Genomic DNA, 14,435 nt, shown 5'->3' on the forward strand with positions numbered 1-14,435 from the left:
GGTTTTGTTAACTATCAGGTCACAATGTGGTTCTGTTCGATCAGTTCATTCAGTGTGGTTTGTACGTTCTCCAGAGTGATTAACGTGGCTGAACTATGGGCGGTGCCGGTGCCATCACGGTCGATGGAAATCACCGTGTTGCCGCCGCTGGTGGTCACGCTCAGGTAATTGCCGAGCGACGACTCCTGACCGTTCCAGCCGACCAGCAGGTCGCCAATATCAATTTTGTCGCCCTGAGCGAGCGAGAAGTTATCCCAGCGATCGGCCCCGTTGCCTCCTCTGTTATCGGCATTATTCAGCAGGTCATAAATTAAAGTGTCACCGTAGGCCGAGCCGTGGATCACATCTGACTGCGACGTGCTGGTGAACTGCGGGTTCATGTTGATGGTTAAGGTCGCGCTATCCGTATGGCCTTTTTGATCGTTAAGGGTGTAGGTGAAGGTCTCCTTCGTGGTGATGTCGCCGGGGTGCAGACCCGCTTTCAGGGTATAGGTGTACGAACCGTCGATGGCGATGCGCAGCGAGCCGTAGGTGCCCTGAACCGTTGCCGCACCGTTGCTGTCAACCGTCGGGTTGAGGGTCTGCGTGCTGTTGTTCCCGCTGACCGTCAGCACGGTTTGCGCGGAAGCAATCTGATCGACGGCACCTGCGGAGTCGTGGCCGTTGTAGATGTTGCCGGTCACCGTGTGGGCGTTGTTGTTGATCAGGAAGTTATCCAGATCGTACGAGGTTGCGTTCACCACAGGGGTAACGCTGACGGTACCCAGTTGGGTACTGGTCAAATTGGTGGTGATGGCAAGGGTATACGTGCCGGCATCCAGTTCAAACCCACTGAGGGTCACCGTTCTGGAACCATTCAGTAAGCCGAACGTTCCGGAAGGCAGCGTTGTACCGGTATAGACGGTTTGACCGTTTTCCAGAATCGACCACGCCACACTCAACCCACCAACCCCGGCTAATCCGGACGCGGAGGTATTAAAGGTTACGGAGATGGCCTTCAATGCCGTCCCATCAGCCACATCAAAGGTGCCACTCCCCGTTGCACTCCGGCTACCTTGCGCAATGGTGGCAGAACCAACGCTCGTGTCCGTATAGCTGCTTGTAACCTGGTTGGTTGCCAGCGCCATCGTGCTGCTGGTGTCATTCACGGCATCGACCGGTTTCGCGGTCGGCTGTACGTTTAGCGACGCTGTGCTGGTGTCGCCATTCGCCGCGGTTACCGTATATACGAAGGTGTCCGGTGTTTTGATGCTGTCGGCACCAAGGCCGGATTTCAGGGTGTAGGTGTAATGCCCCTGCGCATCAATGGTCAGAGTGCCGTACAGGCCATTAATCGTGGTGGTGCCATTTGCCGCCACTGCCACGCCGTTCACCTCGGTGACATGACCGTTTGCCGCACCGGCATCATTATCCAGCACGTCGCCAGTTGTGCTGGCTCCCGCGCTCTTCACGCTGTAGGTGTGGTCGGCGTTGACGCTCAGCGTAAAACCGGTTGCCACGGTCAGGCCGGAAACCGTATTCAGTGCAAACAGATACTTACCATCCGGCAGGGTTATAACCAGATCCTCAGCCGTCGAGCCGCCCAGCAACGCCGCCTGTACCCAGCTCGGAACGTGGCGATATTGCTCGTAATTTCCGGTTGCCGGGTTATAGCGATAGACATACAGGTCAAAGACCGCGCCAACCGCTACCCCGCCGACGCTTGCGCCCAGTGAGAGCGTACGCGTGGTACCTGCATCCACATTGTAGATAATCGGGTTCTGCATGTTGTTCAGCAGGCCGACGTCAATCACGTTCCCCAGATTCAGCCCAACGAGCGTAAAGCCGGTGGTGGAACTTGGGCCGTTGTTTATCGCGGCAACCGAGGTGTCAAATTGCAGGCTGGCAGTGTCATCCGCGGCGGTAACTGAACTTGGCGGTACAGTAGAGCCCAGCGTGATAACCAGGTTGGCCGAGGAGCTATTCGCCCCCTGGGTAATGGTATAGACGAAGCTTTCTGAACGCCCGACGACGGACACGCTGTTGTTGGTCAGCGTGTAGGTATAGCTACCGTCCTGGTTGATATGCAGGGTGCCGTATTTACCTGCGATATCTGCGCCGCCCGCACCCACCACCGTCGTCACGTTATTGGCGTTAGTGATGGAGGTGACCTGTGTGCCTGCCGGGGCGACATCGCCGCCGTTGTTTGGGTCGACATCGGTGATGACGTTGCCATTTTCAGTGGCTCCGGCAGTTACCGTACCCGCACTGGTTTTCACCAGCGACACATCCAGGCTGGTGTAAGACCCTACCGCCAGCAGGCTGGTGTTATAGCTGATAACGCGATATTGGCCGCCATCAAGATTGTCCAGCGCCAGACGTACACCAGAGGCACCCAGCGTCAGCAGGTTGGCGAACTGCGGCAAAGAGGTATCAATGATGGTAACCCAGGCCTGCAGGTCGGTATCATATTTCTGAACGGCGATTTCAAGCGAGTTCAGCAGCGACAGTACAGCCCCGGTCGCCGCCGCTTCAATCACGGCGCTACCGCTTCCGCCAGCGTCGATATTGAATGTCACCTGCGCGGTATCATCACCCAGAACTGACGCCACGTTACCCAGCGCCCCCACCAGCAGGAGGCCGTAATCGCTGTGTTCTTCGCTGGTTACCGTCGCGGTGGTGTTCAGTTCCAGATTCACCACGTTATCGCTGGCGGCCACAGGCAGCGTTGGCGCCGTCGCCAGACCCTGCGTTGAGCTGTTGCCTGCGGCATCGGTGGCAATAGCCGTCACCTGCTCGCCATTGATTAAGCGCGTTGGCAGGCCAAGCATCCAGTTACCGTTCGCATCCGTTGTGACGGTTAGCGGCGTCGCCTGGCCCGGTACGGTGACGCTCACGGTGCTGTTGGCTTCCGCCGTGCCGCTGACCGTAAAGCCATCAGCGCTGATGGTCGCCGTTGGTGCGGTCGGCGCGACAGTATCCACCGTAATATTGATGGCGGTTGACGGGCTGCTGGTGCCATTCGGGTTGGTTGCCGTGGCGGTGATGGCGTGCAGCCCCTCCGTCAGCGGCGTGGTTGGCGTGTAACTCCATACGCCAGCGTCATTAGCGACCACGGTCGCCAGCAGTACGCCGTTGTTGTAGATGTTAACGGTCGAACGCGCCTGCGCGGTGCCGCTGATATCCGGACGGCTATCGTTCGTACTCTGGTTGTTCCCTACGTTCCCCTGAATCGTGCCGACGTCATCAAAAATGGTGGTGATGACTGGTGTGGCGGGCAGGCCGGTGAACGGTGCGGTGACGTTTGCCGGCAGACCCTGGTTACCCGCGACGTCGGTTGCATAAGCCTGCAACGTCTGACCGTTGGTCTGGCTTGGGGTAAGGGTGGCGGTAAAGTTGCCAAGCCCGTCGGCAACGCCAGTGCCCAGCACGGTGCCGGTGGAGCTCAGTATCGTCACGGTGCTGCCCGCTTCCGCATGGCCGGATACTTGCGTACCGGTACCGTTAACAACCAAATCGGTAGGCGCCGCAGGCGGCGTGAGGTCAACATTCACGGTCGTGACCGTCGAGGCGGCGCTGGTATTGCCTACCGCATCGGTCGCTCTGGCGGTGAAGGTATGCGTGCCCTCCGTTAATGTCGGTGTGGTAAAGCTCCAGTTGCCCGCACCATCGGCCTGAGCGGTGCCAATCACTACGCCATTATCGAAGATGCTAATGGTCGAGTTAGCTTCTGCGGTGCCGCTGAGCGTCGGCGTGGTGTCATCGGTGGCTTGCCCAATTCCAACGCTTCCTGTAACAGCGCCCTGATTATCCGTGACGGTTGAGATAACAGGCGCGTTCGGCGCGGTGGTATCGATCTTCACATTCCACGCGCCAGAGGCGGCTCCGGTATTTCCTGCCGGATCGGTTGCGGTGGCCGTGAGATCGTGTGAACCGGTGGTTAAATCGCGTGGCGGCGTGAACGTCCAGGTGCCACCGCTTCCGACGGTTGTCGTGCCGAGCAGCGTGCCGTTGTCATAGACGGTGATTGTCGCACCCGCTTCACCGGTTCCGCTTAATGTCGGACGCGCGTCGTCGGTGACCTGGCCGTTGGTTAATGGCCCGGTTACCGTGCCGACATCATCCGCCGCAGCGGTAATGGCTGGTGCAGCAGGGGGCGTAAGGTCGACGTTCAGCACAAAGTTGCCCGACGCCGGGCCGGTGTTGCCTGCGGCGTCTGTCGCCGTGGCGGTAAAGATATGGTTGCCTTCCGTCAACGCCGGATCCGGCGTGAAGGTCCAGCTGTTGTTGCTGCCCACCACGGCGGTGCCTATAACGTTACCGTTGTCACGAATGGTGATAGTCGCGCCAGCTTCCCCGGTACCGCTCAGGGTCGGGGTCGTGTCGTCGGTCGACTGATTGGATAACAGCGGCGACTGAACGGTGCCGGCGTTATCCGCCGCCTGAACGATAACGGGAGCGGCTGGCGGGGCGGTATCGACAATCAGCGTAAAGGCTGGCGATGTCGCTCCGACGTTGCCCGCCAGATCGGTGGCGACGGTGGTGAAGGCGTGGCTGCCGTTACCTAATGGCGTTTGCGGCGTGAAGGACCAGTTGCCGTTTTCGTCGGCGACAGCAGTGCCAATTTGTATACCGTTATCCAGTACCGCGACCGTGGCGAAGGCGTCCGTCGTTCCGTTCAGCGTCGGGGTGTTGTCATCGGTGGTATTGCCGCTGACCAGTGGGGCGGTAATGCTGCCGACGTTATCCGTCGCATCAACAATAATCGGTGCGGCAGGCCCAGCGGTATCGACGACAAAGTTAAGTGCGGGCGACGGAGCGCTCACGTTTCCGGCGCTGTCGGTGGCGGTGACGGTCAACTGATGGTTGCCATCCGCAAGATCGCTGGTGGGGGTAAAGCTCCAGTTACCCGAGGCGTTGGCTTTCACGCTACCGATGACGTTGCCGTTATCCAGAATCTGTACCGTGGCATTGGGCTCCACGGTGCCGCTCAGGGTAGGGCGGTTTTCATTGGTTTGCTGGCCTTCGGTGATTGGCCCGGTGGTCGGATCAACGCTGTCCTGAGCGGTGATGGCGGATGGCGCAGCCGGTGCCGCCGTATCGACCACGACGGTAAACGGCGCGGTGGGAGTGCTGCTGTTCCCGGCGACATCGGTGGTGGTTAATGTAATGGCATGTGGGCCTTCCGAGAGTGGATCCGTCGGTGTCCAGCTCCAGTTTCCGGATGACGGAACCAGAACGGTGTCCACCTCGACACCATTGTCAAATATCGTCACCGTAGAGCCCGCTTCCGCGGTGCCGCTGAAGGTTGGCTGAGTATCGTTGGTGGCCTGATTGTTCAGCAGAGGCCCCGTCACCGGCCCCTCATCATCGGTCACCCCCGTCAGCACCGGACGGTTTGGCGCGACGGTATCCACGACCAGCACAAACGGATTGCTCGGCGCGCTGGTGTTGCCCGCCCCATTGGTGGCGGTCAGCGTCAGGCTGTGGCTGCCTTCAGCCAGCGGCGTCGTTGGCGTGAAACTCCATGCGCCATTTACTGCGGTTGTACGGCCAATTTCGACGTTATTATCATAAATGATAATGACCGATCCCGTTGCCGCCGTGCCACTCAGGGCAGGCTGTGTGTCGTCGGTGCGGTCGTTGCTGCTGAGTTCACCGGTAACCGTGCCAACGTTATCCAGCACGGTGTTCAGCGTTGGCGCTGTTGGCGTGGTGGTATCAATGGTAACGGCCCAGGTGTTGGACTCCGCGGCGGTGTTACCTGCGGCATCGACGGCGACGGCGGTGAAGGTGTATGTGCCGTTACCCAACGCAGAGCCCGGCGTGAAGACCCAGTTACCCTGGGCGTTGACGGTGGCTGAGCCAATCAAATCATCGCCATTGTAGATATCGACACGGGCGCTACCTGCTGCCGTACCGCGCAGGGTTGGCTGGGTATCATCCGTTGCGCCCCCGCTCAGTACCGGCCCGGTGACGGTGCCGACATCGTCGGTGACGCTGGTGATAGTGGCGACCGCAGGCGGTGTGACATCAACGATGAGGGTGATCACCGAGGATTCCGCACTAAGCTGACCGCCGATTTCTGCATGGGCGGAAATGGTGTGCGTGCCTTCGGTCATTGCTGGGTTGGGGGTAAAAGTCCATGCACCTGTTCCATCCGTCTCGATGGGGCCAGATTGCACACCATCAATCGTGACAAATACAATAGAACCTACCGCGGCGGTACCGGTGATCACCGGAGCCGGGTCATCGGTGCTGTCGCCACTGTTGAGTGAGCCTTGTTGTGGGCCAACGTTATCTTCAATGTTAATGATGATAGGTACAGCCGGCTCGGTCGGCGGCACGACGCTAATTTGCGCGGGGGGACTGATATTCCCCGCTTCATCCTGTGCGGTGACGCTGATCTGGCTTCCTTCCGCAGGAACAGGGTTGAGGGTCGTCTGGAAGTAACCCAGCCCGGTGGTGGTTGTGCGGCCAATTTCGGTGCCAGCATCGTTAAGAATAATAACCGTACTGTTCGGCTCGGCCTGCCCCGTAATGGTACCGCCATCGTTGCCAAGCTGAATGTTGGTGGGCGCATCCGGCGCATCGGTATCTACGCGCAGGGTAATGCCATCGGATTCCGGGCCGACATTGCCCAGGTCGTCGACGGCCTGGAAGGTGATAACGTTATCGCCATCGGGGAGGGGGTTTTCATCCGCCGGGGTAAAGGTCCATTGCCCCGTGCCGCTGACTTCCGCGCGGCCAATTTCTACGCCGTTGGCGTAAATGATTACCAGACCATTCGCTTCGGCGGTGCCGGTGAAGGTCGGCTTATTGTCATCCGTCAGGCTGCCGTCATCTAATGGATCGGTAATGCCGCCTACGTTATCGGTAATGCTGTTAATAACCGGCAGATCCGGGCCGGTCGTATCAACCGTTAATGTGAAGTTACCGACTGGCTGGGTGGTGTTACCCGCAGAGTCCGTCGCGGTAAGGGTGATGGTGTGTGGTCCATCGGTGAGCGCCGTCGGCGGTGTAAAGGTCCAGTCGCCGTTGGCATCGGACGTGGTGGTACCCACCGCCACGCCATCCACCAGAATGGTAATCAGCGTATTCCCCTCAGCGGTGCCGGTCAGCAGCGGTGTGGAATCCACGGTGCGATCGCCGCTATCTATCGGAACGGGAGTGGTGTTGGTGTTATCTTCCACGCTGACCAGCACAGGATCTGCAGGTGCGGAGAGATCGACCCGGATTTCAAACGCCTCCGACGGATCGCTGACGTTACCTGCCGGATCGGTCGCCGTCACGTGCAGTTGGTAGGTTCCCTCCGTCAACGGGTTATCCGGCGTCAGGCTCCAGCGGCCATCTTCGCCCACAACCGTCGTACCCAGCACCGTGTTGCCATTGTAGAGAGTGATGGTGTCGCCTTCGTTGCCGGTGCCGCTCACCGTGGGCAGAGGATCGTTGGTCTCATCGCCAGAGGCCAGCGGGCCAGTGTTTTCATCAACGCTATCGGTAACTTCGCCAATCGCCGGTTTTGTGGGGGCGTCCACATCAATGTTGATGGTGAACGGCGGAGAGGCCGGGCTGACGTTACCCGCGGCGTTGGTGGAGGTTACGGTGAAGATATGCTCCCCGCCTTCCAGTGCCGTATCAGGGGTAAAGTTCCAGACACCGCCTTCTACCGTAGCGGTGCCAATCTCCTGACCATTGTCGTAGATGGTGATAGTCGCCCCTTCCTCACCCGTGCCGTTCAGCGTCGGCAGAGTGTCATCGGTCACCTGATTATTAGCCAGATTGCCCTTATACAGACCGAAATCATCGGCAATGGAAGTAATGGCCGGGGCGACGGCGGCGCTGGTATCGACCGTTAAGGTAAACGGTGTTTCAACCCCAACGTTGCCTGCGCCATCCACGGTCACAAAGCGCAGATCATGCTCACCCTCTGCTAATGGGAGGGTTGGCGTCAGAGACCATTCACCGTTGCTGCCCACCGTTGCCGTGCCGAGCAGCGTCTGGCCATCATAGATTTTGACCTGCGTATTGGGCTCCGCCGTACCGGAGAAGGTGGGACGACGGTCATCGGTGGTGTCACCGCTTTTCAGTTCGCCCTGATAGGTTCCAACATCGTCGGTGACCAGAATAATGCTCGGCGCATCCGGTGCTTCGGTATCGACGGTAAAAGTGAATGGCGTGTCGTTTGCAATCGTATTCCCGGCGGCATTTGTTGCGCTCAGGGTCAGGTTATGCGGGCCTTCGCCCAGCGGCTCGGTCAGCTGTAAAGTCCAGGTGCCATTGGTATCGACAACGGCAGTGCCCAGCAGATTATTGCCTTCGAAAACAGAGATCGTCGAGCCGACCGCGCCCGTCCCGTTAATCTGCGGTAAATCATCGTTGGTGGATTGCCCGTTGTTCACAAAGCCCGTGTTCGGAGTTTGATCGTCTGTCAGGTGCGTGATAACCGGCAGAGTTGGCGCGGCAGTATCAACGATGATATTGAAGGAGCCCGATTTGTCGCTGGTGTTGCCGCTTTCATCGGTGGATGTCAGGGTGAAGGTATGGCTACCCGGGCTCAGATCGCTCTCTGGTGTGAAAGTCCATACGCCCTGATCGTTAGCCACAGCTTCGCCAATTTTGACGCCATTGTCGTAGATGCTGATCGTCGCGTTTGCTTCCGTTTCGCCGTTAAAGGTTGGGCGCGGATCGTTCGTGGTTTGCCCGCTGGTGAGCACGCCTTCACCTTCTGGCACATCATCGATGACATCGCCGAAGACCGGAATTGATGGCGCAGTGATATCAGGCGCATCGACCGTCGCGCTATCGCTGTCGTTCCCGGCGTTATCGGTGGCGATTGCCGTCAACTGCTCGCCATTTTTTTGCGGCGTGGTCAGAACCACTTCGAATTTACCATCGGTGCCGGCGGTGGCGTTGCCCAGCGAGTTGCCGTTAGCGTCGGTAATGGCGACGGTGCTGCCGGGTTCTGCCGTACCGGTCACTTTTGTGCCATCCCCGGATACCAGCAGGTTACCGGGCGCATCCGGGGCAATCAGGTCGGGTGCCTGAATACCGCTCGGCTGGCTGATATTACCGGCGCTGTCGGTGGCGGTGACGGAAAGGATCTGGTTATTATTCTGCACGGGGGTCAGCGTGATGCTGAAATTGCCCTCGCCATCCGCGGTATCTGATCCAAGAATATTGCCGTTCGCATCTTTGATGGTGACCGTGCTGTTGGCTTCTGCACTACCGGTGACCGTGCTGCCATCTTCGGAAATAATTAATCCGGTTGGCGCATTCGGGGCGCTCAAATCGATGGTGAAGGTTTGTTGCCCGGCTTCAACGCTGACGTTGCCCGCGCTGTCCGTTGCGGTGGCGGTCAGGGTGTAGACGCCTTCGGCCAGCGGTGTGCTGACTGTCAATGTCCAGTTGCCCTGGGCGTCGGCTTTCACGGTGCCGAGTTCAATGCGATCGCCGTTAAGCGTCGCCCACAGCGTCACCGTGCTTCCGGCTTCTGCTCGCCCGCTAATGGTTGGCGTTGAATCGTTGGTGACCCCGCCGTTTGCGACGTTGACGTCATTACCCGTCACTGAGGAGTATGTCGGGGCGTCAGGCGGTGTGGTATCGACTTTGATGATGAAATCCGGTGATTTGCCGCTGATATTTCCTGCGGCATCTTTTGCCGTGGTATTAATCACCCAGTTGCCATCCGTTAACGGGGTGTCAGGCGTAAAGCTCCAGTTGCCCGAGCCATCCGCTTTGACGGTCCCGAGAACGCTGTTATTACCATAAATGGTGATGGTGCTGTTGGGTTCCGCTCTGCCCTGGAAAGTCGGCGAGGTGTCATCCGTTGATTGACCACTGGTGATTGCACCGGTGATGGAACCCTGATTATCAAAAACTTCGGCAATGGTTGGCTCATTGGGTGCAGTTTTATCGGGCGAAAGGGCGGTTGCCGGATCGCTAACGTTACCTGCTTTGTCTGCTGCCGTTGCGCTAAGCTGCTCGCCGGTGATTTGCGCCGGGTTGAGTGCGATCGTAAAGCTGCCGTTGCTGCCTGCGGTGCCCCTCCCGATAATCGTTCCATCGGCGTCTTTAATGACCACTGTACTTCCCGCTTCCGCTTTCCCGCTAATGGATGCGCCATCGGCGGCGGTGACCAGATCGGTCGGTGCGGCAGGCTTAATGGTATCGACGGTAAACCCAAAACCGGTAACGGAACTGTCAGGCGCAGACGCCCCGGTCGCCACGATGGAGTGGTTGCCATCCTTCAGCGGCGTTGTTGGGGTGTAGCTCCAGTTGCCGTCGCTGCCAACCTGTACGGAGCCGATTTTTACGCCGTTATCGAAAATATTGATGGTTGTGCCGGCCGTGCCGCGTCCACTGAAGGTCGGACGGGAATCATCGGTGCTCTGCCCGGATGTGAGTGCCCCGGTGATGGAACCCACGTCATCGACCACGCTGCGTAGCAGGTTAATGGCTTCTTCAACCACAGTGGGGGCGGTAATATTCGAAGGCGAACTTTGGTTTCCTGCGGCATCGGTTGCCGTTACCGAGAGACGCTCGCCATCGGTTTGCGGCGAAGTCAGGGTAATCGTGAAGTTGCCGTTCCCGTCGGCTTTTCCGGTGCCCAGCACATTGCCTTCGCTGTCGGTGATTTTTACCGTACTGCCGGCTTCCGCTTTCCCGGTAAGCGTTGTGCCTTCAGCGTTAATATTCAGGTCGCTCGGCGCGCCCGGCGCGGTAGTATCATGCGCGGTGACGCTGGTGGTGGGGCTGGTATTTCCGGCGGGATCTTTCGCTTCCGCTGTCAGTTGCTCGCCGTTGGTCTGCGGTTTGTTCAGGTCGACGGTAAATTTCCCATCGCTGCCGGCGGTGCCGGTGCCAATAACATTACCATTGGGGTCGCGGATGGTGACGGTGCTGCCGGGCTCGGCATTCCCGGTGACGGTTTTACCATCGTTTGATACGGTAACATCGGTTGGCGCATCAGGCGGCGTAGTATCTGGCGCGGTGATTGGCGTGGACGGCCCGGTGTTATTAGACGGATCTTTTGCCTCAACGGTCAGGTGTTCACCGTTAGACTGCGGCTTATCGAGGCCGACGGTGAATTTGCCGTCATCGCCGGTTTTCCCGGTACCGATAATGTTGCCGTCAGGATCGCGAATGATAATGGTGCTGCCAGGTTCCGCGCTGCCGGTGACTGTTTTACCATCCGGTGAAATGGCAAGATTGGTTGGCGCGTTGGGCGGGGTGGTATCTACGGGCGGTTGCGGATTTCCCGGATCGGTTCCGCCATTGCCGCCATCATCATGATCATGGCTACCACTGCCGTTACTGTTGGATGCGGCGATACCAATTCCGGCCGCCGCCGCGGCTCCGCCCAGAATCCACGCCCAGGCGGCACCGCCACTTTCGTTGCTGGCTTCTCCGGCAACCAGCAGTTCATCAATGCTGCTGATTTGCTGGAAGTGGAATGCACCGTCCGTGTCCTGCACCCACCAGAGCGCGCCGTTCGCATCTTCCAGTACTAGTTGGCTCTGCCCTAAAGCTGAAGTGGCGTAAAAGTTTTTTACCGTTACGGTTTCCCCATCTTTCAGGGTGATAACCAAATCCTGATTGGTACGCTGCATCGAGGCGATATCGGCGCGATCGACCTTAATTTTGACAATTGATGGGGCATTCAACGTCACGCTGTCGGTTTCAGCCGTGGTGGCGACGGTAGTCATTTTCGAAATAATCGATACAGAACGCATGGTGTCACTCCATTCGAGGTGAACAGGTTGATCGCAATGGCGATATTCGGTTATTCAGCAGCTCAGGACTTTTACGCCGGCATATTTGTTATGATATTCAACTCGCCAGAAATTCAGGCAAAGCGGTAGCGCCCACTATCGAAATAGTGATTAGGAATATTCTTAAAATATTGACTGGCGAATAGTTAAATAATTTCTCTCTGAAATTTAATTCCTTGCTCTAAATTATCATTTAAACGTTGAAGCACTGTTGTTGATATAGCCAGATATAAGATAAATCGCAAACAGGCGAGGAATCGCAAGCATGCTAATTATCAGTTAAACCAGCAATTTATGCAGGGTTAATAGCGCTCTTGTTGGTGGGGGTATTAATGTAGAAAGCAGAGGTACCATTTTTTAACACCATGAATTTGTATGTTTTTATATTTACCCAGACGAGGGGGGGACGGTTAATGATTTTAGGTAAGTCACGGGAATATGGTGTAAAAAAAGGGAGGAAAGGGGCGTTTTAGGAAATGTCTGAATTCATATTTCAGGCATTTTTCATTATTTATTAACTGAAAATCATGATGAAAATATATGATATATTCGTGATCGCGCGCGTAATTGATGCCTGCGCGTAATTATTTTTAATTTGTGGGGTGTGTCTAAGGGCATAAAACATATTATGAAATTAAGTCATGAATTATTCATTACTGAGAAATAAGGAAAAGAATATATTCTCTAACATGAGGGTTTCAGGGTTCTTATGAGGGAATAACAAAGGCGGGACGAGTCTTTGAAGAACACCCGTACCTCTTCAGGATACGGGTGCATAACCTTTTAGCGCCCGGCGTTTTTCATGATGCGCGCTTTATCCAGCTTCCACTCACGATCTTTCACATCGTTACGCTTATCGTGTTGCTGCTTACCTTTTGCCACACCGATTTTGACTTTGCACCAGGCGTTCTTCCAGTACAGTGAGAGGGCAACAACCGTATAACCGTCACGGTTGATCTGGCCAATGAGGGTATCCAGCTCACGCTGATTCAGTAACAGTTTGCGGGTACGGGTTGGGTCGCAAACGTAGTGGGATGACGCGACCGTCAGCGGCGTGAAGTTTGCGCCGAAGAGGTAGGCTTCGCCATCTTTCAGGATCACGTAGCTATCGCCAATGTTGGCTTTACCGGCACGCAGGGATTTTACTTCCCAGCCCTGCAGCGCGAGGCCCGCTTCGTACTCTTCTTCGATAAAGTAATCGTGGCGGGCGCGTTTGTTCAGCGCAATGGTGGCCGATCCAGGTTTGTGTGCTTTTTTCTTAGTCATAATATCCTGAAGTCATCGCAGTTCGTACACATCTGCCTCAAGCTCCCGCGAGGCGCAATGCGCTATCTTAGCACGAGTTGCCGCGGAACGTTTTTTTTAACCGTAGATAAATGATACTATTTAGCCCGTGTTCGAACATGGAAATTGCTATGCCTCAGATTAGCCGTACTGCGCTGGTACCCTATAGCGCGGAGCAAATGTATACCCTCGTCAACGACGTTAATGCTTATCCTGATTTCCTGCCTGGCTGCACCGGAAGTCGCGTGCTGGAGTCGGGCCCGACGCAAATGACGGCGGCGGTGGACGTGTCGAAGGCCGGTATCAGCAAGACGTTCACGACGAGGAATATCCTTACCAGCAACCAGAGCATTTTGATGCAGCTGGTGGATGGGCCATTTAAGAAACTGATTGGCGGCTGGAAGTTCATCCCGCTCAGTCAGGATGCCTGTAAAATCGAGTTCCATCTTGATTTCGAATTTACCAATAAATTGATTGAGATGGCCTTTGGACGCATCTTCAAAGAGCTGGCGCTGAACATGGTTCAGGCATTCACGATGCGCGCCAGAGAGGTTTACAGTGCCGGGTAAGGTTGTGGTTGAAGTGGCCTACGCGCTGCCGCAAAAACAGTATTTGCAACGTGTGACGCTGGAAGAGGGCGCGACCGTCGAGCAAGCCATTCTGGCAAGCGGTATTCTGGCGTTGCGTGACGATATCGATCTTGCGAAGAATAAAGTTGGTATCTACAGCCGCCCGGTGAAGTTACAGGACGTGGTGCAGGATGGCGACCGGGTCGAGATTTATCGTCCGCTGATTGCCGACCCGAAAGAGCTGCGTCGCCAGCGTGCGGAGAAGTCAGCCGGGAAAGACTGATGTCACTCTTCAGCCGCCAGAAACAAAAAAAGCGCTCTTTGAGCGCTTTTTTTATTGCCTGGACTTACTCGCCGGTCAGTGCAGGTTTGTTGTCGATGTTGGTCAGCACACCGCTGCTGTTGAAGGTGAGCGTCAGCGTTTGCTGCGTCACTTTTTCATGACCCGGCTGTTGGCGGAACACGTAGAACCAGGTATTCGTGCCGAACGGATCGGACATCATCGGGGTACCTAATGCATAAGCGACCTGTTGTTGGGTCATGCCGATGCGGATTTTTGAAATATCGTTAGGTGCCAGATAGTTTCCCTGATTGATGTCAGGACGGTAAACCACTCGCTCCAGAGTGGAACAGCCTGCGGTCAACATCAGAAGAACCGCTGCGGCAGCAGTCAGCGTTTTACAGCGCATAGTGATTTCATTCCTTTTCGGGCCCGAGCAGTACGCGGCTCATATGTAATATGCCGATGATAATAGACATGACGTCAGTTTAAAACCTTTTGCTGTCAGGTCACACGGCGTTTTTATTGTGAACTCAGACTCCGGGGATG

At 56.6% G+C, this 14,435-nt stretch carries 5 protein-coding genes; 2 read left to right on the forward strand and 3 right to left on the reverse strand.

Annotated elements, in window-relative coordinates; translation table 11 throughout:
• Positions 1-14: 14 nt before the first annotated feature.
• A complete protein-coding gene (locus tag ACOXYR_RS04040) occupies positions 15-11,714 on the reverse strand; it encodes a BapA/Bap/LapF family large adhesin (RefSeq protein ID WP_421356234.1) in 11,700 nt (3,899 codons plus the stop codon).
• An 822-nt stretch (positions 11,715-12,536) separates the two neighbouring features.
• Positions 12,537-13,019 carry an SsrA-binding protein SmpB gene (smpB, locus tag ACOXYR_RS04045; protein WP_015963347.1) on the reverse strand — a complete coding sequence of 161 codons (483 nt, stop codon included), beginning with the start codon at positions 13,017-13,019 and terminating at the stop codon, positions 12,537-12,539.
• A 149-nt stretch (positions 13,020-13,168) separates the two neighbouring features.
• Between smpB and ACOXYR_RS04050 the strand changes: the two genes are divergently transcribed.
• Complete coding sequence (locus ACOXYR_RS04050) at positions 13,169-13,606, forward strand: type II toxin-antitoxin system RatA family toxin (RefSeq protein WP_015963348.1); 438 nt, start codon at positions 13,169-13,171, stop codon at positions 13,604-13,606.
• The gene (locus ACOXYR_RS04055) at positions 13,596-13,889 is read left to right on the forward strand and encodes an RnfH family protein (RefSeq protein ID WP_421356233.1); all 294 of its coding nucleotides are present in this window, start codon (positions 13,596-13,598) and stop codon (positions 13,887-13,889) included. The genes ACOXYR_RS04050 and ACOXYR_RS04055 overlap by 11 nt, the downstream gene beginning before the upstream one ends.
• A 64-nt stretch (positions 13,890-13,953) precedes the next feature.
• Here the strand turns inward: ACOXYR_RS04055 and bamE are convergent, their stop codons facing one another.
• Positions 13,954-14,295: an outer membrane protein assembly factor BamE gene (gene bamE / locus ACOXYR_RS04060; protein ID WP_015963350.1), complete on the reverse strand. Its 342-nt coding sequence runs from the start codon at positions 14,293-14,295 to the stop codon at positions 13,954-13,956.
• Between the last annotated feature and the right edge of the window lie 140 nt (positions 14,296-14,435).

It is taken from the genome of Pseudocitrobacter faecalis (genome assembly GCF_965231525.1).
Classification (GTDB): Bacteria; Pseudomonadota; Gammaproteobacteria; order Enterobacterales; family Enterobacteriaceae; genus Pseudocitrobacter; species Pseudocitrobacter faecalis.